This window comes from Psychrobacter aquimaris (assembly GCF_016107525.1).
Taxonomy (GTDB): domain Bacteria; phylum Pseudomonadota; class Gammaproteobacteria; order Pseudomonadales; family Moraxellaceae; genus Psychrobacter; species Psychrobacter aquimaris.
Genome location: NZ_JABASR010000007.1, coordinates 1 through 24,946, shown reverse-complemented (window position 1 = coordinate 24,946; position 24,946 = coordinate 1). Strand labels below are relative to the sequence as shown.

The 24,946-nt window shown below is 43.0% G+C and carries 21 protein-coding genes and 1 pseudogene; 5 read left to right on the top strand and 17 right to left on the bottom strand.

Features of this window, described 5'->3' with window-relative positions; translation table 11 throughout:
• Positions 1–29 precede the first annotated feature (29 nt).
• Positions 30–806, bottom strand: coding sequence for an enoyl-CoA hydratase (locus tag JFC10_RS07570; protein WP_198332323.1), 777 nt, complete (start codon positions 804–806; stop codon positions 30–32).
• A 365-nt stretch (positions 807–1,171) separates the two neighbouring features.
• On the opposite strand from JFC10_RS07570, the gene JFC10_RS07565 reads away from it, so the two are divergent.
• The 4 genes from JFC10_RS07565 (at position 1,172) to JFC10_RS07550 (ending at position 5,939) form a co-directional block, all read left to right on the top strand.
• Positions 1,172–2,326 (top strand): acyl-CoA dehydrogenase family protein, encoded by a 1,155-nt coding sequence (locus JFC10_RS07565; RefSeq protein ID WP_198332322.1) that lies wholly within the window; start codon positions 1,172–1,174, stop codon positions 2,324–2,326.
• 116 nt (positions 2,327–2,442) lie between these two features.
• Positions 2,443–3,708: an MFS transporter gene (locus tag JFC10_RS07560; protein WP_198332321.1), complete on the top strand. Its 1,266-nt coding sequence runs from the start codon at positions 2,443–2,445 to the stop codon at positions 3,706–3,708.
• A 158-nt stretch (positions 3,709–3,866) separates the two neighbouring features.
• On the top strand, positions 3,867–4,712 hold the full coding sequence (locus tag JFC10_RS07555; protein WP_198332320.1) for an IclR family transcriptional regulator: 846 nt from the start codon (positions 3,867–3,869) through the stop codon (positions 4,710–4,712).
• 132 nt (positions 4,713–4,844) lie between these two features.
• On the top strand, positions 4,845–5,939 hold the full coding sequence (locus JFC10_RS07550; RefSeq protein WP_198332319.1) for an NADH:flavin oxidoreductase/NADH oxidase: 1,095 nt from the start codon (positions 4,845–4,847) through the stop codon (positions 5,937–5,939).
• A gap of 239 nt (positions 5,940–6,178) precedes the next feature.
• On the opposite strand, the gene JFC10_RS07545 is transcribed toward JFC10_RS07550, so the two are convergent.
• The 7 genes and pseudogenes from JFC10_RS07545 to JFC10_RS07510 form a co-directional block, all read right to left on the bottom strand.
• Complete coding sequence (locus JFC10_RS07545) at positions 6,179–7,285, bottom strand: PIN domain-containing protein (RefSeq protein ID WP_198332318.1); 1,107 nt, start codon at positions 7,283–7,285, stop codon at positions 6,179–6,181.
• 178 nt (positions 7,286–7,463) lie between these two features.
• A complete protein-coding gene (locus tag JFC10_RS07540) occupies positions 7,464–8,027 on the bottom strand; it encodes a hypothetical protein (protein ID WP_198332317.1) in 564 nt (187 codons plus the stop codon).
• Positions 8,028–8,371: 344 nt separating this feature from the next.
• Positions 8,372–9,094 (bottom strand): annotated as a pseudogene (locus JFC10_RS15010) (aldehyde dehydrogenase family protein); the annotation flags it as partial.
• A gap of 20 nt (positions 9,095–9,114) precedes the next feature.
• On the bottom strand, positions 9,115–9,585 hold the full coding sequence (locus JFC10_RS15005) for an aldehyde dehydrogenase family protein (RefSeq protein WP_265089986.1): 471 nt from the start codon (positions 9,583–9,585) through the stop codon (positions 9,115–9,117).
• 6 nt (positions 9,586–9,591) lie between these two features.
• The gene (locus tag JFC10_RS07520) at positions 9,592–9,750 is read right to left on the bottom strand and encodes a hypothetical protein (protein WP_198332313.1); all 159 of its coding nucleotides are present in this window, start codon (positions 9,748–9,750) and stop codon (positions 9,592–9,594) included.
• Between the two features lie 154 nt (positions 9,751–9,904).
• Entirely contained in the window at positions 9,905–11,707 is a 1,803-nt protein-coding gene (locus JFC10_RS07515; RefSeq protein WP_198332312.1) for an acyl-CoA dehydrogenase C-terminal domain-containing protein, read from the bottom strand.
• A gap of 63 nt (positions 11,708–11,770) precedes the next feature.
• On the bottom strand, positions 11,771–12,799 hold the full coding sequence (locus tag JFC10_RS07510; RefSeq protein WP_227685998.1) for a TRAP transporter substrate-binding protein: 1,029 nt from the start codon (positions 12,797–12,799) through the stop codon (positions 11,771–11,773).
• Between the two features lie 754 nt (positions 12,800–13,553).
• Here JFC10_RS07510 and JFC10_RS07505 point away from each other — a divergent pair.
• Positions 13,554–14,603 carry a hypothetical protein gene (locus tag JFC10_RS07505; RefSeq protein WP_198332310.1) on the top strand — a complete coding sequence of 350 codons (1,050 nt, stop codon included), beginning with the start codon at positions 13,554–13,556 and terminating at the stop codon, positions 14,601–14,603.
• 155 nt (positions 14,604–14,758) lie between these two features.
• Here JFC10_RS07505 and JFC10_RS07500 read toward each other — a convergent pair whose 3' ends face one another.
• The 9 genes from JFC10_RS07500 to JFC10_RS07460 form a co-directional block, all read right to left on the bottom strand.
• Positions 14,759–15,214, bottom strand: coding sequence for a MarR family winged helix-turn-helix transcriptional regulator (locus JFC10_RS07500; RefSeq protein ID WP_198332309.1), 456 nt, complete (start codon positions 15,212–15,214; stop codon positions 14,759–14,761).
• 99 nt (positions 15,215–15,313) lie between these two features.
• A complete protein-coding gene (locus JFC10_RS07495) occupies positions 15,314–17,209 on the bottom strand; it encodes a feruloyl-CoA synthase (protein WP_198332308.1) in 1,896 nt (631 codons plus the stop codon).
• A 58-nt stretch (positions 17,210–17,267) separates the two neighbouring features.
• The gene (locus JFC10_RS07490; protein WP_198332307.1) at positions 17,268–18,716 is read right to left on the bottom strand and encodes an aldehyde dehydrogenase; all 1,449 of its coding nucleotides are present in this window, start codon (positions 18,714–18,716) and stop codon (positions 17,268–17,270) included.
• A gap of 161 nt (positions 18,717–18,877) precedes the next feature.
• Entirely contained in the window at positions 18,878–19,708 is an 831-nt protein-coding gene (locus JFC10_RS07485) for a p-hydroxycinnamoyl CoA hydratase/lyase (protein ID WP_198332306.1), read from the bottom strand.
• A 917-nt stretch (positions 19,709–20,625) separates the two neighbouring features.
• The gene (locus tag JFC10_RS07480) at positions 20,626–21,276 is read right to left on the bottom strand and encodes a hypothetical protein (RefSeq protein ID WP_198332305.1); all 651 of its coding nucleotides are present in this window, start codon (positions 21,274–21,276) and stop codon (positions 20,626–20,628) included.
• A 207-nt stretch (positions 21,277–21,483) separates the two neighbouring features.
• On the bottom strand, positions 21,484–21,777 hold the full coding sequence (locus tag JFC10_RS07475; RefSeq protein ID WP_198332304.1) for a hypothetical protein: 294 nt from the start codon (positions 21,775–21,777) through the stop codon (positions 21,484–21,486).
• Between the two features lie 131 nt (positions 21,778–21,908).
• Positions 21,909–23,363, bottom strand: coding sequence for a NosD domain-containing protein (locus tag JFC10_RS07470; RefSeq protein WP_198332303.1), 1,455 nt, complete (start codon positions 23,361–23,363; stop codon positions 21,909–21,911).
• Positions 23,364–23,433: 70 nt separating this feature from the next.
• Complete coding sequence (locus JFC10_RS07465) at positions 23,434–23,601, bottom strand: thiamine pyrophosphate-dependent enzyme (RefSeq protein WP_198332302.1); 168 nt, start codon at positions 23,599–23,601, stop codon at positions 23,434–23,436.
• A 200-nt stretch (positions 23,602–23,801) separates the two neighbouring features.
• The coding region (locus JFC10_RS07460; protein WP_198332301.1) for a TRAP transporter large permease at positions 23,802–24,946 on the bottom strand (1,145 nt) is incomplete at its 5' end.

Genomic DNA, 24,946 nt, shown 5'->3' with positions numbered 1-24,946 from the left:
TCAAAAGAAATAAGTGGCGTTGATGCAGCTTAATAGCCTTTATAGTCTGCAGAGCGTTTTTCCAAAAAAGCTTTGGCCCCTTCTTTTTGGTCGTGTGTATCAAACAGAATCTGAAAGGCTTTACGCTCCAGTGCCAACCCACCTTCTAAGGACATATCAACACCCAGATTCGCCACCTCTTTGATTTGCGCTAAGGCAATGGGAGAATACTTTGACAGCTGCTCAGCGATCTCAATGGCGCGAGTGATGGTAGCCTCATCGTCAACGACTTCAGAGACCAGCCCCATTGTGTCCGCCTCATCAGCACTGATCATATCGCCAGTGAGTACCATTTTCATGGCCTTATGTTTGCCAATGGCACGAAACAAACGCTGCGTCCCGCCAGCACCTGGCATGAGTCCTATTTTGATCTCGGGCTGTCCAAATTTGGCAGACTTGCCTGCGACGATAATGTCAGCATGCATCGCCAGCTCACAGCCGCCGCCAAGCGCATAGCCATTGACGGCAGCAATAATGGGCTTGCGGCAATGAGTGATGGCATCCCAATAGCGCTCGCTATGGCGCAGATACATATCAACCGTGCTTGTAGTCAAGAAATCATTGATATCGGCACCAGCAGCAAACACTTTATCACCGCCAGTCAGTACAATCGCTTTGGTTTGTGGATCCTCATTTAACTGAATGAACAAATCTGCCATTTGTTGGCGTAGCTCACTGTTCAGCGCATTGCGTACTTTCGGGCGATTCAGTCTAATGACACTAACGCCCTCTCCTTGTTTCTCACAAATAAGGATTTGCTCTTCCATGATCCACTCCTTAAACATCATTCTTATATAAAGTATAAACACTCTATAAAAGCATTTATTTTGAATATTAAATATCGCTATGCGGTATTTAATATCAATATATACTGTTTATTTTCATTTGTGAAGGGTAAAAATTGGTTAAATCAGAAAAATAATATAATAAAAATATAATATTTATCATAAAAATACCGCAATGCGGTTTTTTAAACCAAAAGTATTGTAATTTAATAATCCATGGATTATGCTGTTTAGCAAGGTCACCAAATTACTTAATTACTGAATACCGCATTACTAACACTGTTAAAAAGCCGTTATGACTATCAGTCATCAACCAAACAGGCATTAATCAAACAAGGAAGATTCACATGATTAGAGATAAAGAGACCCTCGACCACATTACCCAAACGATTCGCAACTTTGTTAACGACGAACTGGTTCCTATGGAGCATTGGGTTGCAGAAAACGACCGTCTGCCAGAAGACATCATTGAACAGATGCGCGAGTTAGGGCTTTTTGGACTTACTATTCCCGAAGAGTACGGCGGACTAGGTGTCACGATGGAAGAAGAGGTGACGTTGGCATTTGAGTTAGGGCGCACTTCCCCTGCATTTCGCTCATTAATAGGGACAAATAATGGTATTGGCTCATCTGGCCTAGTGATTGATGGTACTGAAGCGCAAAAGCAGAAGTATCTACCTCGGTTAGCCAGTGGTGAAATCATTGGTTCATTCTGTTTGACTGAGCCAGAGTCAGGCTCAGATGCCGCCTCATTGAAAACAACCGCCATCAAAGATGGAGATACTTACATTATCAATGGCACCAAGCGTTATATCACCAACGCCCCGCAAGCTGGCGTATTCACTGTCATGGCACGCACTGATCCGAAAAACAAACGTTCTGGTGGAATTTCAGCATTTATTGTTGAGAGTGACACCCCCGGTATTACCTTGGGCAAAATCGATAAAAAAATGGGGCAAAAAGGCGCGCATACCTGTGATGTCATCTTTGATAACTGTGTCGTGCCAGCCGATGCGCTCATTGGCGGTGTCGAGGGTGTGGGGTTCAAAACTGCCATGAAAGTCTTAGATAAAGGGCGCTTACACATTGCGGCAGCCAGTACTGGAGCCGCCACTCGCATGCTGAATGATGCGCTCAACTATGCCGTCGAACGTAAGCAATTTGGTCAACCCATTGCCAGTTTTCAGCTCATTCAAGGTATGCTCGCTGACTCAAAAGCAGAGATTTATGCCGCCAAGTCCATGGTGCTAGACGCTGCACGTCTACGTGATGAGGGCAAAGATGTCGTGACCGAATCCTCGTGTGCCAAAATGTTTGCAACCGAAATGTGTGGTCGTGTGGCTGATAGAGCGGTGCAAATTCATGGCGGCGCAGGCTATATCGCAGACTACGGTATTGAGCGTTTTTACCGTGATGTCCGTCTATATCGTCTGTATGAAGGTACCACGCAAATCCAGCAAGTCATTATTGCCCGCAACATGATTAAAGAAGCCAGCGAGTAATAACGCGCACTTTTTCACCCACCAAAATGCACAGCGGTATTTGCTAGGATGCGAATACCGTCCTTCCCTCTTCATAAGCTCAGTCTTTGATTCTCACAACGATAAGGATATACATTGTGAAAAGTGTGGCTATAACGTCAGATCCAAGCGCAAGCGCTACCCAAAAACAACCTTGGAAACTGGCTTTTGTTTTTTGTTTCTTGGTTTTATTATGTGATGGCGCTGATATCGGTATTCTTGCCTTTACCTTATCTAGCCTAAAACTAGAGTTTGGATTATCTAATGTACAAGCTGGCGCGCTAGGTAGTTGGTCATTGTTTGGCATGGCGATTGGTGGGGTTTTTGGCGGCTGGGCCTGTGATCGTTTTGGGCGAGTACGTGTGATTGTTCTGGCTACTGGATTGTTTTCAATCCTATCTGGCTTTAGTGGATTTGTACAAAGCTATGAGCAATTTATAGCACTTCGGGTATTCGCGTGTTTGGGTCTGGGTAGTTTGTATATCGCGACCAATACGCTCATGTCAGAGATGGTGCCGACTAAGCATCGAACTACTGTGCTTGCTGCGCTCATGACAGGCTTTACGCTTGGGTCTTTGGTGATTACGAGTGTTTCAGCATGGATCATTCCCAGCTATGGCTGGCGTACATTATATCTTTTAACATTTTTGCCCATTCTCCTTTCAATATCCATGTATTTCCTAGTACCTGAACCACAGTCTTGGAAGGAGTCTCGCGCCCGTAAATTAAGTGGCGAGAAAAACACACTGCAAAAGGCTGAAAATCCCTACAAAGCCATATTTGAAAACCCCAAACATCGCATCATGTTTATATTGTGGTCAATGAGTTCAGGACTTTTACTGTTTGGATATTTTGGCGTCAGTAATTGGCTACCTTCTTATCTAGAAACTGAGCTGGGTATCAAGTTTAAAGAAATGGCGCTATACATGGCAGGTACCTATCTCACTATGATGTTTGCCAAAGTAGTGGCTGGGTTCATGGCGGATAAAATTGGTCGAAAAATAGTCTTTGCCTTTGGCACCATGGGCACCGCATTGTTTATCCCTATTTTGGTCTATATGCATACTCCAGAAAACATCGGTTGGCTGATGATCACTTTTGGCTTCTTATATGGCATCCCTTATGCTATCAACGCCACCTATTTGACCGAAAGCTTCCCTACGGCTATCCGAGGTACGGCCATTGGTGGAGCATTCAATATCGGGCGACTTGGTTCTGTGATTGCCCCTGTCGCTATTGGCTACATGGCGATGCATAACTCTATCGGTGCAGGTTTATTGCTGATGGCAGGCGCGTACTTCTTATGCGGTCTTATTCCGACCTTGTTTATTAAAGAAAAGCAGTATGATCCTCAAGAGGCGTGATAATGCCTCTTATGACGAATATCACTACCGTTCATACCGCATAGCGAAACAATAACTCCGCATCGTGCTATGCTGAGACTATAAATATACATTAATATAGTATAATTAAAGCGATAAACGATATTTGGATGAACTTAATTGGGGATAATAGACCACCTATGACGAATGACACGCTTGCCAATGACAACGCTAATAGTGAGATGCATATGGAGTTGTTAGAACCCATTGCAGAGATGCGTGACAAAAACGACAGACAGTTTGTCACTGCATTGGCTCGCGGTCTCGAGCTGCTGCGTTGCTTTACCCCGCAGCGCCCTTATTTGGGCAATCAAGACCTCAGTCAGCTGACAGGTATTCCTAAAGGAACCATCACTCGTCTGACATACACTTTGGTAAAATTAGGCTATCTAAAACAGTCTACCAATAGCAGCAAGTACCAGCTCTCAACAGGAGTGCTTGGTTTTGGCTATACAATGATGACCAACATCTCCATCAATAACCTCGCGACCCCTTATATGGAGGAGCTGGCAGATTATGCCAATAGTGCGGTGGCTATGGCGACTCGCGATCGGTTGATGATGGTCTATCTCAATGTGGTACAAGGCGCTGGTAGTACCACCATGCAGCGCAATATCGGCTCATATTTGCCGATTCATTTAAGCTCGATGGGTCGAGCTTGCCTAGCCAGCATGCCGCCTGCTGAGCAAGAATTCATCCTTAATGCGATTCGTAATAAGTATAAGGATGATTGGCTAAAGATCAGACGAGGGTTAGATAAAGCCTTCCAAGATTATGAAGATTACGGCTACTGTTTTTCAATTAGTGAATGGCAAAAAGATGTTAATGCGGTTGCCATTGCACTGATGCACCCGACGGAAGGTTTGCTCACGTTTAACTGCGGCGCACCAAGTTTTATCTTGAGTCGCACCAAGCTAGAAGAAGATATTGCCCCGCGCCTACTGCATATGAAAAACATGATTGAGAGTAATTTATATATTAGCTAGCATCACTTAAATGTACCCTATAAAAATAATGATTCATCCCCATCAACTATTCAAGCGGTAATCATGTAAGTCATTTATATCGCTTTGCATTTTATCTTCCGTGTCTTTAGGCGCGTTTTTTAAGGATTCACCATGAGCCAGCTTTTTTCGCCTTTGCAACTTGGGCAACTAACATTAGATAACCGTATTATCATCGCACCCATGTGTCAGTACTCTGCCAATGATGGCGCGGCAAGCGATTGGCATACGATCCATTTAGGCCAAATGAGTTTGAGCGGTGCAGGGCTACTTATTTTAGAAGCGACGGCGGTCAATCCACAAGGACGTATCAGCTATGCTGATTTAGGATTATGGGATGAAAGGACGCAAGCAGCACTGGCTAAAACGCTAACCGCAATCAGACAGTACAGCCCGATGCCGATAGGCGTCCAACTTGCCCATGCTGGGCGTAAAGCGTCCACTGAAAAACCATGGGACGGCGGCGGTTCGATTGCCCCTGATCAGTTAAATGGCTGGCAAACGGTGGCACCATCGGCGCTCGCGTATGACGAAAATTCTACTGTACCCACAGCAATGGATCAAAATGACATTGATGAATTAATAAGCGATTTTGTGAATGCGGCAAAACGTGCCGATGTGCTGGGTCTTAACTTAATTGAACTTCACGGTGCTCACGGTTATCTATTACATCAGTTTTTATCGCCACTTTCTAATAAACGTGATGATCAATACGGCGGTAACCTTGAGAACAGAATGCGCTTGTTACTTGACGTATTTACAGCGGTTCGAGCCGAATTTCCAAGTGAAAAGCCAGTAGGTGTGCGTGTTTCTGCAACCGATTGGGCCCAAGGCGGCTGGGATCTTACACAAACGATCGAACTGGCTAAAGCATTGGAGGCGTTAGGCTGTGATTATATCCATGTGAGCACTGCAGGACTTAGCCCAAAACAGCAAATCCCTGTGGAAGCTAACTTCCAAGTGCCTTTTGCAACCGCGATAAAAGAAGCCGTAGCTATACCCGTCATCGCAGTGGGCTTGATAACCGAAGCGCAACAAGCACAAAGCATTATTGCTGAGCAGCAAGCGGATGCGGTTGCATTAGCACGCGGCATACTTTATGACCCGCATTGGCCTTGGCACGCGGCGGCAGAGCTTGGTGCAAAAGTAAAAGCGCCTAAACAATATCTGCGCTCAAGCCCGCATGGTAAGCCGTCTCCGATAGAGTAACTGTATAGGCAATACTGGCTCAATTGGTTAAAACCAGTTGAGCCTTGTCGTTATAAATGGAGCCGTTAATGAGTACTTTTCAGCGTAAAAGTGGCTAAAACTCCAAATATGATTTTTTGTAAAATTAAAAGAGAAGTAAAGGTTCATATCGCTTAGGTTTTGAAGGTCGGCTTAGTGACCTGAGCAGATGATCGAAACTTTAACCTCTTGTTATATCACGACTTCACTTAACTGGATTTTTATTTATCGCTTAAATCTAAATATCTCACGCTAATTATTTCACTATTATTTTCATTTAGTTCAAATACTGATTCAATGAATTCTAATTCTGAAACTTCAGCATTAGCTCTTATTCCGTCCATGTAATCAATATTCACATAGGCCGAAAACACTTCAGTATGTTTTTTCACAATATCGTTATGCAGCACAAACATATAAACTTTATCTTCAGGATCCCACGGCGAACGATCGTAATCAGCAATTGAATAGTGAGCCTTTAGAACAACCTCAAAATCGATTTCATACTCAACATTCTCATCTGATACCGAAATTATATTCTTATGATTTATACAAACAGACTCAATATCTATTTGGTATATTTCATCGTCAAACTCATTCGCCTCATCTGAATAGAATTCTGATGAGCTAATTATCTCTTTGACACTTTCAATTAATTTTTCTTCTAGCTGTTCAAGAATACTATCTGCAAATTTGACAGGTTCTTTTAACTCTTCTTCATTACGAACAACTAAATCCAAGAGGTCATCAACCCTCTTTAAATGAATCAAATTATCTAAAGTGTCCGCATATTTCTCCATATCACCATCATCACTGATAACATATAAAGTATGCCCCCTATCTTTACTTACTTTAGCTACAGCTTCGAGAACAAATGCATCAGGAAATTCAGATTTTTTATTTGCTCCTCCAAAGGGAGGTTCTGATTTAAAATATTTATCGAAAACAATCGAAGCATCAACATTTTTTATGTCAACAATTTCAGATGAACTCTTATCAAGAAAATTTTCAAAACTTTCTAAAGCAATTTTATGAATATCTTCGGCTTTGACTTTCTCAAAAATGCCGTGACAAGCAAGATCAGGTGCATTTCTTAAGAACATTGCATCTTTTTGTACTTTCTTTATAGCTCTTGCTGATTCTTCCGATTTTGATAATAAATGAGCTTTTATTTCATTAATCGTAATTTGAGTAATAAGGAGATGAAGCCTTTCAGATTCAAGAAAATCACAAAGTTTGCCTAGCACATGTTCATTAAATTGGTAATTTTTACTTTCATATGCAGAAGTATCAATAAATACCAATCGACTCTCTAGTTCAGTGCTCATAAGTTACCTTAGTAATGTAATGTACTAATAACTGGGGGTAGCAAAAATGCACCCGATTATTGAAGGACGTAATTAATTGATTTGTTTAAACCACAATTTCCATAGCAATTTCAGTTTTTACCGAGTTAGCGATAAAACATTGCTCATGTGCTTGTTATATGTGAACCTGCGGTTACTACTAGTCTTGATAGAACTTAGCCATCCAATCTTTGAATTCTTTTTGATGATATTTTTGAGCAAGTTCAACTAGCGCATCAGCGTTAGTGATGGTTTCTAAAGAGCTAGTATTTTTAAGCCAACTACGGTAAGACTCGATTTTCGCACTAGGCTCATAATCATCAGGATCTTTATAGTAATACAGACTATCCCAATCAACCATTGGCTCCGAATCAAATGTCAGTATTTGCAATAAGCCATTGATATTATTAGCTACTACGTGAAAGCCTCCCTCGCTTCCAAAGATAACTACTGGTGCTTCAATTAGGTTATTATCTTTATTTTTAAGCCAAAAACCATACGTTGACCCAGTACCATCTGCATTTGCAAATTCAATGATAGAACTTAAAAATCCTTCATCTTCTGAGTAGGTTTTAAGTCCACATTTATCCAAATTTATAGAGAATTCAAAACCATCAGAAAAGTAATCCATCTTTGATTTTTCATTGGCAAATTGAAGCAGAGACAAAAGAGCTTCTGGCACGTCGTGACCATTAAATTGTTCGATATATTCCTCTTCTAGCATTCTTGTATCCTTACTATGATTCAACTCGATATAAATTACTTATAACCACATAGATATAGTGAATACCACACGGTGTTAGCCTCCGTTTTCATGGATTAGCTTATTTCGAAGCCAGAGCCATAATTAGTTTGTCAATTAACTAAACGATAAAGGCTAACATGAATAAACATAATACACTTTAGCTTTTATAACTTATTATCTTACCCACATTTATTAAATACAACTATTAAAACTAGTCTCAAAAACCCTCAACTTTCAATCACCCAAAACAAAACCATGACAACCGTAAAAGGTCATCATGGTTTGTAGATATAGAACTACGCTATTGCCTAAAGCGCCTTTCTTTAGATTGGGTAAGCGCGCTGCTCCGTTTGTACCGATACCCACTGATACGTGGTGAACTCATCGAACGTGATATGACGGCCGAAGCGCCCGATACCTGATGCCTTCTCACCGCCAAAGGCAATACGTGGCTCATCGTTGACACTCTGGTCATTGATATGCACCATACCCGTCCTTCATCCAGCTGCAAACTTCTGTGCGCGTGCGATATCGGCTGAGTGTACGGCACCGCTTAGTCCATCGTCGGTATCGTTGGCCATTTGCAGAGCGTCCTCATCACCGCTATGTGAGATTAGCGTTGCGACAGGGCCAAACATCTCTGTGCAAGCAGAATAGCCATCATTGGTATTTTTTAGGACATACGGATACACAAGTGCGCCGTCACGTTTACCCTCAAGCAGCATTTCAGCACCTTCTTGTAGTGCTTGTTGTAAGGCCTGCTCTACACGCACTGCTTCACGCTCATTAATCAAAGGTCCGATCAACACATCAGGTCGTGATGGATCGCCGACATTAAGTCCTTTGGTATATTTAACAAACTTCGCTGCAAAGTCATCAAAGATAGACTCATGAACGATAATACGGTTGGCTGACATGCAAACCTGACCACTATGTAAAAATCGGCCAAAGACAGCCGAACGCGCCGCATAATCAACATCAGCATCGTCAAGGACGACAAACGCATTGTTGCCGCCCAGCTCCAAAATAGAGCGCTTAATACCGCGACCCGCTTTTGACCAATACGTTACCCCACTTCAGTTGAGCCAGTAAAGGAGATCACACATGGGATAGGATGCGTGTAGAGCGCATCGCCGATTTCGGAAGCTTTAGGCACAACGACGGATAGTACGCCAGCTGGCAGTCCTGCCTCTTCAAAGATTTTGGCCAGTAAGACCCCGCCACTAATAGGCATATTAGTGGCGGGCTTTAGTAGTACCGCATTGCCACTTACCAATGCCGTAACAACCGAACGTATGGCCAACACCAGTGGAAAATTAAAAGGGCCAATAACGGTCACCACACCGACAGGCTTACGAATTATGTGATTAATTTTGTCAGGAATGGCAAAGCGCGCAACAGTCGTTTCTAGTAAGAAAGGATATTCTGCCGCTACCTTCATCGTCCCAACACAGGCATCGACTTCGATACTGGCTTTAATGACGGTGGAGCCCGTCTCACGCACCAGCATATCAATTAATTCCTCACGGCGATTGATAAGGACTTACACGGCTTGCTCGATGATATAACTCATGGGGTAAGGGTTGGTCATGCTCCATTCTTGCTGCGCCTTTTCTAGTGCGACATACGCGTCATTGAGATCCTCTAGGCTTGCCGCTTTAAAGGTCGCAATCTCTTCACCGGTAAATGGATTACTCGTCACTAATTGCCATCACACCACTCTCCAGCGATATAGTTCATATTCAGATTGTTATAGCTAGACAGGTCATACTCCTTGTCGATCATAATAAAAACTGCTGGTTAATAGTCAATGCATCGTTAAGCGAATAGATAACAAACTGATATTTGCCATTGGATCACGCAGGTTCAAAATAGGCCAAATCAAACGCCATCATGGATTGGCTACCCGCTTGAGCCATCTCTATATGCGTTTGCATTCGCGGTAACACATGATCGATAAAGTAGTCTGCCAATTTAAGCTTATTGGCATAAAATGCCCCTTTTTTATACTGGCTGGCCGCCACCATCATGGCATACATATAAGCAAAACACAGATACCCAGTGGCGTGTAGATAATTGACCGCACAGCCATTCACATCATCGCTCCGCTCATCCATATTACCTAATAATGTATTGGTCATGCGCTCAAGGTCATCAGCCGCAGTCAGTGTGGCTTGCTTGATGCCATGTTCCCCTGACATATTGGCAATAAAACGGCGTATTTCAGTTAAAAAATCAAACAGCATGGCACCACCATCTTTGGCAACTTTGCGCCCCAGTAGATCTAGCCCCTGAATGCCGTTTGCACCTTCATAGATTTGGGCAATGCGTGCATCGCGTACGATTTGCTCCATCCCCCAATCACAGATATAACCATGCCCGCCAAATACTTGCTGGCAGTCAACCGTTGCCTCAAACCCTTTATCACTCAAAAAGGCTTTGGTAATCGGGGTCAATAATGCAACACGCGCATTGGCCGTGTCGATCATTTGCTTGTCATGACTGTATTTTGCAATGTCCAATTGTTTGGCAACATACATCGCAAAGCAGCGAGACACTTCGGCATGAGACTTGGCATTAAGCAGCATGCGGCGTATATCAGCATGATGAATCAAGGCGTCTGCTAATTTATCAGGATTTTTTATCCCAGAATCACTACGTGACTGCAATCGATCGTTGGCGTAGGCGGCAGCATTTTGATACGCCAATTCTGTGACGGCAATGCCTTGCATACCGATAGCCAGACGCTCGTAGTTCATCACCAGAAACATAGAGGCAAGTCCTGTATATTCTTCACCAACCATCCAGCCTTTGGCCTGATCAAAATTGAGCACGCACGTTGCTGAGCCTTTGACGCCCATTTTATGCTCGACAGAACCCACCGAAGCGGCGTTTCGCGCACCGATTCGGTCGCCACCATCAGCCTCTTTTTCAATCAAATATTTGGGTACAATAAATAAAGAAATACCCTTTGAGCCTGCAGGGGCGTTGGGTGTTTTTGCCAATACCAAATGAATGATGTTTTCTGTCAAATCATGATCGCCGCCGGTCACAAAAATCTTGCTGCCCGTGATGTCGTAGCTGCCATCGTCATTGGGCACGGCTTTGGTTTTGATCAGGCCCAAATCCGTCCCTGCATGTGCTTCTGTCAAACACATCGTGCCTGCCCATTCGCCAGCGTATATTTTCTCCAGATACCTGTCTTTTTGTGACTCGGAAGCTGACTTCAATAAGCACAGGCCTGCACCCAACGCAAGGTTGGGGTAAAGCGCGAACGCTTGATTGGTACTAAACATCATCTCTTCTTGAAACATCGATACCATTTTAGGAAACCCTTGCCCTCCATACTCTGGCGTTGCCCCTAGGCCAACCCAGCCGGCCTCTTTATACTGATCATAAGCCTGTTTAAAACCCGTCGGCGTACTGACTGCGCCATAGCCTTCTTCATCATACGAAAAACCAACCCCTTCTTCATCGCCGCTGCGATTCAAAGGCAGCAATACATTTTTGGTGAACTTGGACAATGCTTCAAGCACGATATCCACCGTATCCATATCAATATGGTTCAGGCTTTTGTTGACCTGCCAAAATGATGGGGCATCAAAAACATCCGTCAATAAAAAACGTATGTCTTGTAGCGGGGCATTATAGATATGCATAAATATTCCTTCTGATAAAACCTAATATAAAATAATGGGGCGTAATGATCTGCTCAAGCATTTTTATACCTTACAGGCTTCACTAGCCGCTTTTACCTTCTCATATACTGCATCGGCATCGACCCCATTTTGATTTACAGAGTTGAGGTATTTTTGCGTGCCTTGTTTTAAGAGACCTGACCATGCTGGGTCATTGAGTGGATCAGGAATATCAACAATAGTACTACCCGCATCTTTGGCAGCTTGCAGAGCTTCCCTATCGTCTTCAGTCAGCATTTCCCCCACTTTTTTGGCAAAGACCATGCCAGAGTTATCATCAATAACTTTTTGCAAGTCAGGTGGTAGTGAATCGTACTTTTCTTTATTCATATTGATGACCACGCTAGAGGAATAAAGCGGGATATTGGTGTGATTGTCGACCAGCTCATTCACACGAAATATGGGTACGCCATCCCAAGGCAAGCTCAACCCATCGATGACCCCACGCTGTAAAGAGGTATAGATATCGGTCGCAGGTAACCCGACTGGCGCGGCGCCCATACTTTCTATGATGTCACCAGCCACGGCAGAGGGGCGGCGTATACGTAGGCCTTTCATGTCGTCAGGTTTGGCAATCAATTTAGTGCTATGAAGTACGCCAGGTCCAAGACCGTAAAGCGATATGACATGAGAATCTTCATACTCGCTTGCGATAGTCCCGTTGTCATACAACGTCTGCATCAGACAGCTCATCTGAGACCCTGAGTTTGATAGACCTGGTAATTCAGCGATTTGTGACAATGGAAAGCGGCCACTAGTGTAACCCTGTAACTGTATGCCGATATCCACCCTACCGTTTACCACAGCCTCATACGTATCAGAGGGTTTGGTGAGTGTAGATCCAGGAAAATTCTCGATTTTGATACGACCATTGGATTCTTCTTCGATTTTTTTGGCCCAAGGTTCAAATATCTCCGCATTCATGGCCGATGGTGCAGGCATGAAATGTGACATACGCAAGACTACCACCTCATCCGCGCCGCCATTTTTGGCTTCTGAGCCACTGCTGCAAGCCGTCAGACTCAGTGGTAATACCAGTGATAATGCCAACATAGAAAGGCCGTGGCGTAAGTTGAGAGTAGCCTTAGTACGAGTATTTCTGAAATGCGCGTTATCGCTAGACATGATCAAATCCTTTTGATTAATAGAGTGAGGGCGACGTCATATTTATTTCTTGTATTACAAAGCGGACGACTCAAATACACCCTCTTATTTAAAGCCTTAATCGCTACGTAACCACTCGTTATATTATAAACCTTCTTTATAATATAACTTTTAAAATTCATCTATAAATTTATAAACCCCTTAATATTGGTACATAATACGGTTTATAATATAAATATGTCAAACTATTTTATAAAGAAGCTTGACAATAATTTAGATAAGTTGCTATCTTGTAATAGGCGTTAACACAACCTTAATAACTGGTAAACAACTGCATTTTTCCTATCAATCATGAGGGGGTTTACTACGCGTTCAGTAGTACGTGTCATAGGTACTCAAACGTCTGTCTCATCTCTCTCTGTCATACACCGCTATCATCATACGGCGAATAATAAGGCTTTGTGCCCCGCCGTGATGTCATGTGAGTGTGCGTTATTCTTGAGAAAGTAAACAGTAAAGAGTGAGCGTTAAAGAGCTGTGGTTAGCGCATAAAAGTAGAAAACAAAAGGAATTGGTTAGTGCCAGATGACATGATCTGCACTATTTTTTATAGGCTAAAGTCGCTATAAGCAGTGGCAAATAGCGCGCGTGATTTTTAGCACGTGTGACTTTGGTTTTAAAATAAACACGGAGTGTGACGTATATGCGTAATCTAAAAACGGTGTTGTTTGCGGTATCCACCTTATCCCTATGTACCCATGTACAAGCAATAGATGTCGTGACTGACGGGGACACAACGCTAAGTATCGGGGGATATATTAAAGCTGAAGGGATATTTATTTCGCCCGATGACAAAGATTCTGATTTTGAAGGCAATATCAGAGAATCGAGAATTAATCTCAAAGCAACTACGCTCGTTGATAACAAAAAACTGACAGGCTTTATTGAAGGCGATTTTTATGGCGATTTTACGGGCTATGATAGCGGCACGCCTGAATTAAGGCTACGCCACGCTTTTATGCAATATGACAAATTTACGGTAGGTAAGACCTGGAGCGGTCAGTTTTTTGCCGTTGCCCCGCGTCTCACGGAACAGCTTGATTTCTATGGCACAGGCTTTGGTACCATCGCTGGTAGTGGGCTTTATGTTCGTCCAGACCTAACATTTCATTATGTGAATGACGGACTACGGGTGACCGCGCAAGATCCTGTCTATGACGATGCCAACTTACCTGATATGGTTGTCAGCTATAGCGACAATATCGCCGATTTTGGCTACACTGCCGCCGTGACTGGCCGTGAAGCGGGTACAAGTATTGAAGATGATTCGGATTCAGACATCGGTATTGGTGCGTCATTAGCGGGTAAGCTCACGCTAGGAGATGGGTCGCTACATGGTAGTGTCTATACTGGCAAAGGTATGGGGGTATACTCAGGCGTGTGTACCACAGGAGCGCTCACTCCAGTCAGTGTCAACTGTGATGCCGAGAATGGTAAGCTTGTCTCGCAAACGGGCTTTAGCGTCGGCTATAGTCATACTTTTACGCCAAAACTGCGCGGTAACATGCGCTATGGTGAGGTCAATGTGGATGATGAGGCTGACAACTCAATCGATATAAAAAGTGCCAACCTTATTTATACCTACTTACCCGATCTTGATGTTGGTATTGAGTGGCGCGATCGCAGCGATACCACCCTACCATGGCGCTTAAAAGGTCAAGAAGTCGAGGTGATGGCCAAATACAAATTCTAAGCAGTCATCATTCTAAACCGCACTATTATTAGCTTAAAATAAAACCGATACGTTTATGACAACGTATCGGTTCATTTCTGCTTTTACTGAGGCTTTCCACTTAAGTCCTTATAAGCTAAAGGTCTATCAAATCTCAGTGTCTCTTTAGTCTTGTTTTAAGATTCTTGTTTTAAATTCGCGATCAATCGCTGTACTGTGGCTTTTAGCATCATAACATTCTCAGCAGGCAGCCCCGCGAGCATCATATTTTCAAAATCCATCGCTTTTGCCTTACATCTCTCGTACACTGCTTGCCCTTCTAACGTCAAGCCAATCAGTAAAATACGTCCATGATTGGGATCGTCACTTTTACTGATCCACCCCTTCTCTTCCATCGTTTTGATGATTTGATTAGAGGCTTGCGGACTGATAAATGATCGCGACGCCAGTTTAGCATTTGCCATTTCACCATGCAGATGAAGGTTTGATAGCATGGTGAATTGGGGCAAACTGACATCCAACTCTGAGAGTAATTCACTGAGCTGTTGACTAACGAGCTTGTCGAGCTTACCAACGCTATAGCTAACGGTTGGCGCATTGCCAGTAGGCTTGCTTGACTGTATGTTATTCAATGGATTTTCCTTGCTCGACAGTATTAGGTATTCTAGAGCGTGTCCTCATTTAGGCACTTTCGTTCAGATTGAAGGCACACTCTAGCGTGTCATGTTAAGCTATTTGGCCAAAAACCTCAATTTATCTGCTTTGTCTTCGTATAATTTATCCGTTTCTTTCACTCTATTATTGCGCAGTTTTCGTTGATTGAGAGTGCCTTTGTCGGTTTTCTCACCTTCAACCACATTGGGCGGCGTTTCCATCAAATAGATACGGGCAATTATTTTTGAGCTGGCTTCATAGCCGTCATTGATGGTACTCATGAAGTGGCTAAACCATGCCTGCAATCGATCATGCTCTAGTACCTGCTTAAGTTCAGTATCATGCAGCTCGGTTAACTTACGTGCCACTTTTTCTTTTACAAACACAAAAGCCCCGATTTCACTTTTGCCTTCACCCGTCAGTACCACATCTTCGATCAGATCCATACCTTGTAATACCATACGGTTACGCAGTTCGCCCACGTTGACAAAAGTTCCTGTGGTTAATTTAAAATCCTCAGCGATACGGCCATCATAGACCAAGCCCTCTGAAAGATCGTTAGGGTTGTAAGGCAGTACGCCATCACCGCTGCAGTAAAATCCTTCGTCATCAAAACTGTCTGCTGCCTTGGATGTGGCAGTATCATGCCGCCAATACCCTGGCATCACATGGGGGCCTTTGATACGCAGCTCTATTTTGTCCTTCATCGGCACCAGTTTGATTTCAACACCTGCTGCAGGCACGCCCACAAAGCTTGCCGTGTCGTTTGATAGACCCGTGGTAAAGGTACAAGACGGTGAGGTCTCTGTCATACCGATGCCCGACATGATGCGGATTCTTTCGCCGCAGTGTTGATAGCTGATATCGCCCAGCTGTTGCCACAGCTCTGCCGATAAACTGGCACCGCCAAAAAAGTACAAATCGACCTTTTTGAAAAAGTTATCGCGCAGTGCCTCATCTTCCTCTAAGGCATTGGCAAGCATCGACCACCCAACGGGTACGTTAAAGTACTTACTGGGAGAGATTTCTTTAAGATTGCGAATGGTCTCATCAAACTTACCGGCAACAGGACGACCATCATCAATATAAAATGTCCCGCCATTGTATAGTGCAATGCCAAGGTTGTGACTGCCACCAAAGGTATGATGCCAACTGAGCCAATCGATCAATACCAGTGGATCTTCTTCTATCAAACACAGTCCTTGCTTGAGCATTTGCTGATTACTACACAGCATACGGTGGGTTGTGGGCACGACTTTAGGGTTGCCTGTGGAGCCTGAGGTAAAGAGGAACTTGGCAATGCTGTCTGCTGACATTTGCTTATGGGTTTGCTCAACCGCATCCGTCGCCTCAGTTGCCAGCAAATCATTCAGATTCAGGCACGGCTCGCCATCAATATTGCCCGTCGATGTGATGATCGGTTTGTCCATCTGACCACAAGCCTTGAGCTGACGCAAAAAACCTTTGCCATCACCCGCATAAAACAGAGCTGGCGTGAGCTTTTCGATCACGTACTGCAACTTATCGGGTTTTTTGGCCACCAATGAATAGGCAGGTACGACCAAGGCATAAGGCACATTTGCCAGCATCGCGCCGCACATGAGTAAGAACACCTCAATTGAGTTCTCAGATAAGATCATCAACGGGCGCTCTTCTGAGAGATCATATTCAAGTAATGCCTGAGCAATGCTACGCGCCTTTTTTAACACATCGCTGTAGGTCAGTTTGACCCAATCGCCACGCTCATTGGTGGCGACATTTAGCTCACGTTGCGCAATCAGTACTCTATCGGGATATTTTTTGGCATAGTCGTATAATTTATCAAATAAAAAATCGGGATAATCGTCCAGCGGTGTGGTAGCGTTTATGTAGTGAATATCGCCTTCTGAATCATACTTTTGGTGAACGACAGCATCGCTGCTACCGACAGCAACGGCACGTTCTGGATAGCTGTGATAGGTAAATTGGGTCATGAAATATTCCTTTATTTCTAATTATTTGCTTCCTTTTCGTACTTTGTTTTTCCTTACATCAAATCGGATAATGTTTTGGCGTACTACGCATGGTGACCCAGCGAAGTTCAGTAAATTCGCTGATTGAAGCTTTACTACCAAAACGCCCATAGCCGCTAGATTTGACACCGCCGAATGGCATAGGTGCTTCATCGTCTACAGTGGCAGAATTGATATGACATATGCCACTTTCAATGCGTTTGGCAAGGTTCATAGCGCGTCCAATATCTTTGCTAAAGATAGCAGCAGACAGCCCAAACTCTGAGGCATTTGCTTTCATGATTGCTTCATCATCGTCTGCTACTCGCTCTAAGGTACAGACAGGACCAAAGGACTCTTCCGTATAAATTTGCATTTCTGGAGAGATATGCTCTAACAGGATTGGGCTAACAGCCGTACCGTTAAAAGTGTAATCAGTAATGGCCTTAGCGCCTTTATCTTCTGCGTCTTTTACCAGAGCCTTGATACGATCAGCAGCTTGCTGACTTATCACATGGGCAATATGTACTTGGTCCGTTGGCAAACCAGTAACAAAACCATCAATCTTTAATTTAAGATACTCAATCAGTTTGTCCGCAACTTTCTCATTGACCAAAACACGCTCTGTACTCATACAGATTTGACCTTGATTGAAAAAAGCACCAAAAGCAATGGCATTGGCTGCTTCTTCGAGATCTGCATCTTCACAGACAATAACGGGCGCTTTTCCTCCCAATTCTAGGATAACTGGCTTTAGATATTCAGCACATTGTTTGGCAATGATTTTGCCGACATGCGTTGAACCTGTGAAGTTGATACGCTTGACGGCTGGGTGTGCGATTAGAGCCGTCACTACACTTGGTGCATCTTCGCCACTATGCGTCACCAAATTGACGACCCCTTCGCCTAGACCTGCATCATTTAGAGTCTGGATCAATAGCTCATGAGTAGCAGGGCAGTTTTCAGAGGCTTTGAGTACCACTGTGTTGCCACAAGCCAATGGCATGGCAAGGGCCCGCGTCGCCAATATGATAGGAGCGTTCCAAGGAGACATTCCTACCACTACGCCGCAAGGCACACGCCAAGCCATCGCCATACGACCTTCCACATCGCTGGGAATAATATCACCTTGAATTTGAGTGACCATTCCTGCTGCATCACGCAGCATATTGGCAGCTACCTGCACATTAAAACCGTACCATGCACCACTTGACCCCATTTCAGTCATGCCGATACTGATAAACTCCTCTGCCCGTGAGGCAAGTAAATCGGCAGCTTTTAGTAACCGTATTCTTTTTTCACTCGGTGGTAGCGCTGACCACATTGGAAAAGCGGCGGCGGCAGCCTCAATCGCTTTATTTGCATCATCAGCCTTTCCAGCAGCTGCTTTGGTGACAACGTCACCAGTAGTTGAGCCAATATGGTCAAAGGTACTGTTGTCGGTTGCGGGGCATGATTTACCATTAATAATCATTTGGACGTGATACATATTGGAGTTCCTTTTCCAGATAGAAGTAGACGCTATTTAGATTTTATCTTTCATTTTTTATTTAAAAAAAATACTGAAAGCCCTTTGCTAGAAGGGCTTTACAGCAAAAAAATTATTGTATTTTTAATCGGTTATTTCACAAGTCTATAACTGCAAGACGCTTACCGCTTGTACGTTTGTAGCCCAGGCTTAATACTTTTTTCGTCAAGGAACTGACGCATGCCTTCAGCGCGTCCATTTTCTGGATCACGCATAGCGCACTGATCAATCTTGGCGTAGAGATAGTCTTCATTTTGATCCCATGTCAGCTCACGACAGCGCTTAAAGCCATTTTTTGCATAGCGCAGCACGACTGGATTTTTTGCGAGCAGTACCTTTGCCACTTTCTCTACTTCCGCCTTTAGCTCCTCAAGTGGGACACTTTTATTAACAAGACCCATCTCTGCTGCTTTTTTACCTTTAAACGGTTCGCCTGTCATAATGTAGTATAGGGATTCGCGGTGACCCACCGTATCAGCCATCGCTTTACTCACAAGATTGCCCGGTGGAATACCCCAGTTCACTTCTGACAAACCAAAGGTGGCTTCATCAGCACAATAGGCAAGATCGCAGGCCACGAGCGGCGAGAAAGCACCACCGAAACACCAGCCATTTACCATTGCAATAGTCGGTTTACTGTACATGCGCAGTAGTTGCCACTGCCATCGACAGGCGTCTCTACGCGTTCTTTCTTGAACAATCTCAGGCTGGCCATCTGTCTCACGGAAGTATTCTTTTAGATCCATCCCTGCTGTCCATGCACTGCCTTCACCAGTGATAACCACCACTCCAGCTTCAGGATCTTGCTCTAGCGTTTCTAGTATGTCGATCATTTCTCGGTTGAGCGTTGGGCTCATGCAGTTGCGTTGATCTGGACGATTGAAAGTCACCCAAGCAATATTTTCGGTCACTTCTACTTTGACGGTTGTCCAGCGGTTTTTATAATCTGACATAGTGTGCTCCATGATATGTGTTATTACTTTCCTGATGATATATAAATAAGCGTTATTCAAAGAATCAACATCAATTCTTAAGCAGGCAATTGAGACTAGCTTAGAGAGTGACTAATAACGTGCTGCTGATCTTGACTTAATATTATCAATAAAGTTGATAACTTGTAAAGCTATTTTAACAGGGAACTAATATTTAAATACTCTAATTATTAATAAATATCTATATAAAGCAATGATTCCTACCATTTTACTGATAAAATGAGGAGTTAATGCCAGTTTTATCATAAGTAAGGCAAAATATATAACACAATATTTCTACGAATACCTATGACAACTATCCCATTTAATAAACTTAGTTGATAATAAATTATATGTTTCTAGCAGACCAACATATCAAACATCAGTATTTATAGTGAGGTCAGCATAAAATCATTACCCTTCATACTATCAGTCACGTTACTTGAATCTCTTATTGTCAACACGAGCTTAAAATCCAAAAAAAACCATGCCGCCATTGAGGCGGCATGGCAATAAAACAGAAATGAGGGACTGAGCGAAGACACGAATACCATTGCATCGTACTCAGCCCTATCAATAAGGCTTAATTCAACAACACCAGCGAAATTGACGTGAAGGCTACCAGTAACACCAACCGAACCAAATCCGACACAATAAACGGTGCCACTCCTCGAAACATATCGGAAAGCTTAATATGCGGTGCCATCGCCTTAATTACAAAGATATTCACCCCAATTCAAGTTAAGAGACTTTTTGTCTAAGTAATTTGATTACGTTGCCAATTTATTTTTTATTGGTTAATGATCATACCAATTTAATAATCCTATTGGATATATTCATACAATATACCCGATAGCAGGTTTAACAGAGTCGATGGTCAGTTAGGAGGTTTTTAGATTTCATTCGCAGGGTGCTACCGGAACGAATAGAAAGCTTAGGCCTGTTTCGACGGGTCGCCACACGAAATCGTAGCTGCCTTTCAAAATGATAGGTGGCCCATATGGATTTTTAGTCCTATAGACAAGTTCCGTACCAGCACTATAACTTTGACCTTCTCGAAAATCGAAATCTTTAGTATCCTCAGAAAATTTTTGTTGATTGATATAATGAGAATGATCAGTGGCCACCAATAGAAACCCGACATCTACAAAGTTTCCATAGCGCTCGAGATTATGGATATCCTTGAAGACGTCATATCGATTATTTGGCTCACGGTAATTTACTTTCTTGAAATATTTAAGCTCAATAGCACAAGAGTGTTTCTCACCACTTTTAACATTCTCTAGCGAAAACCAAATATCGATTTTAGCCTTGTCGGTTTTACTTTTAAAAAATGTACCACCGCTCAGCGTGACATTTTTCTCGATTTCGATATTGAATATTTCATTTGGCGTTTCCTCGTAGAGTTCGCCAATTGTTTTTAAAATTGACGCAAACTGTAACTGTAAGGAAGCCTCATTGGACACTTTGATTCGTTGGCCTGTTATTTTCCCGCAAAGACGATCGTAGGCTATTTCAACGATCTGTTTAATTCTCGCTTCATAATTCATGCGTTCCAACTTCCTCTATATCTAATAGCTTATTCAATCTCATTGCGTGGTTTATAGCCTCCCAAAACAACTGTCAATAATATTATTGGATAAGGCTATAACTACTATTTGCGGATATATTACACTTTGATTACGATCATCTAAAATAAAATAAGTCTTTTTTAACCTCATCAGAAAGTATATTTATAGAAGGCTACCACCCCCATATTATTTAGTAACCAGATCATCTTGGCTCTCGCCTGTTCGGATTAAGCCAAGAATCTTTTCTTCTACACATTCGGGAGAGCGAGCCGCCAAGCCAATATTGCTTATTTCCGCTTCAGCAGCGTTTTGCCCTTCTTCAACCAGCTTGCGTCTAGTCAGAAGCACTAAGTTGTTAAGCTCAAGAAGCTCACGATAAGAAACAGTATCAATATCCTTTGTCGACGCATATAAACCGAGTCCTGCATCGTTAACTAGCGCATCGATATGGCCAAATACTTCCAAGAGTTTTGAATACATACATCTGAACATAACGATTAAAACTGGTCTCAAAATACGTAGTTTTAAAATACAATTTACTATTCCTCACAAATAAAAACTATGATGACATTAAAAGGTTATCATGGTGTTTTTCAATATAGAACATGGCCTTAAGGAACAACTATAGGCGCACTGAGCTCAGAAGTTGCACCTAGATGATTAGTTAATGTCGCTGTCACCGTGGCCATGCCAGTTACAGGTTTTAAAGATACCTCTGCTGTTCCTCTAGCATTGGTTGTGACCATTTTCGATCCAAGATATTTTTCAGCTTCTTGAGAAGCTGCTTGAGTATTAGCAAAAAATTCTAACTGGTAACTCTGATTCGGCTGCACATTGACTTCTGCTACGATTATGCCTTCTTTGACAATTAGCGTGGGTGTCTGAATGGCTTGGTTGGGTGTGCTATTACAATTTTTTTGACCTAACTGGGTACAGGTTTTTTGCAGCTTTGCAGCTTCGATGACCACACCGCCACCACGAGAGCCAACAAAGTCAGCATGTTCTAATCCAGGAACCGCAAAGATAATTGAACCTAAACGTTGACCTGATACACAAGAACCACCTGCCTCACAGCGCTTAATCTCCTTGCCATTATCCCAAACTAAGTTTTTAGTTAAAGTAGTACGGGCATTACTGTCTTTTTCTGAACGTATCGCAATGCCGATACGGTTACCATGCACTTTATTACTATCAAGAATATTGCCATCGCCCGATAAATTGAATCCAATCGAGTTGTTAGTTAATTCGTTATATGCGATGTAATTACGTTTACCCCAGTTAATTTGCAAACCATCAGAATAATTTTCGAATTTATTACCAACCACAGTATTATCGTTGCCCCATAAGATCTCAATACCTTGTGAAGGCTCTGGATTAGCTTTGGTCGAAATAAAAGCATTATTTGCTACAAGGTTAAATGCTGCACCACGTGTAAGCTCTAAACCGTCACCGTTATCGATAAACAAGTTATCCAACACTTTATTGTTGTTAGTTGTCGTTGAAGTTGGATTACCTTGACCATCATCGCCAGTAAGCATAACACCTGATCCACCATAATTATTACTAATGCGATTATGTTGAATTAGATTATTACTTGAACGATTAATTAACACACCAATACAGAAGCGATGAATATCTAAACCCTTTAACGTCACACCATTAATATCTTGTATAAACAGTCCAGGTAAGGTCATTGTACGCACGTTGGTTCCATATTGTTTAGGATTAGCTCCTGGACACGCTTTCGCACCTTCGCCCTTGATATATTGCGAACCATCAATTGCAATATACTCTCCTGTTTTAGCCCACTGCGCTCCAATAATTTTTACTGCAGATTTTATTGGTGGCAATGGTTTATTAACTTGAATAATATAAGGTGCTTTACCAACAGCTTGAATTAAAATGTCATTTTCTTGCGTGTTGTTAATATTAGATTGTTCAATAGCCCAGCGTAGTGTTCCTTGTGAATTATCATCGGCATAACTATCTACTATGTATGTATCAGCCTGTACAAAACTGCTCCAACTTAAGGCCATGACACCCAATACTGAAATCGTCTTTTTCATCTATATTCCCTTATTAATGACTGATTCTTTTTGCTTACATCACACTTAGCACATCACACAAGATCGCTTCCTAAATTTCGCTTGTATTTGGGCCAATAATCTCTAACAGATAAAAGTCTGATGTATTGACTGCTTCATCAATTGCTTTTGGTAAATACGCCTTTATAAGTGTTCCTTCATATCCCATACTCTTCGCTAATTGTACAAAACCAATATGCGGCAAATCGAGACCTGACACAGACTCACCTGTCGTAATCTTGCCAAACGAGAGCATTGCACCATATCTAAATATAGTGATCTAAATGAAGTATGACTACGCCATTATAAAGTAAGGTCTATATAATGCTACGCATAACAACACGCAGCATTGTGAATAATATTAGGCACTAAGATGACAAGGCTGATAATAAAGTGCGCTCGCAATCTAAGTGACAGACCTCAACTCAACAACACCAGCGAAATCGCAGGGAACATAACCAAGATTACTAATCTAACCAAATCCGACACAATAAAAGGAGCCACCCCGCGGAACATATCGGACAGCTTAATATGCGGTGCCATCGCCTTAATCACAAAGATATTCATACCCATCGGCGGCGTAATCAAACCTAATTCCACCGTCAACACCGCAATAATACCGAACCATACCGGATCAAACCCTAAGGCTAGAATAATCGGATACACCACTGGAATGGTAATCACCAGCATCGCTAGCGCATCCATAAACAGACCCAGCAGGAAATACATGATCAAAATACAGATCAGCACAATCATCGGACTGACCGCCAAACCGCCAATCCAAGACGCCAACGTATAAGACAAACGCGACACTGAGATAAAGTAACCCAAGGCTTCTGCGCCCAAGAGCATAAAGAACACCACTGCAGAGAGCGCCAAGGTCTCAATCAAGGACTGCTTTAACCCATCCATGCGCATGCCTTTCACGAACGCATAAGCCCAAGAGACAAAGGCACCAACGGCTGCACCTTCTGTCGGGGTAAACAACCCAAAGAAGATACCAGCGATAATCACAACAAAGATAAAACTAAAAGGGATCAAACCAGTAAGTGATACAAACTTGGCTTTCCAAGACGTTTTCTCACCGCGCTTTGCCAGATGCGGTTTCCAGCGCACCATAATCATGACAGTGATTGAGTACATCACCATCCCTAACATACCCGGCAAGAAACCTGCGATAAACATATCACCAACCGACTGCTGGGTTAGGATGGCGTAGACCAGTAAGGCTATACTGGGCGGGATCATAATACCTAACGTGCCACCCGCTGCTAAAATACCGCAGGCAAAGCCGGGCTGATAGCCATACTTCTCCATTTGCGGTAGCGCAACCTTAGTCATAGTTGAAGCTGTGGCTAAGGATGAACCTGAGATAGACGCAAAGATACCAGAGGAACCAATACCTGCAATACCAAGACTTCCCCTCACCCCACCGAAAATAGTTCGTGTAGCTTCAAATAGCTTACCTGCCATCCCTGAATGAGTGGCAAAAACGCCCATTAAAATAAACAAGGGAATGGCACTAAAGTCATATTTGGCTAGCACATCTACCGGAATATCTTTGA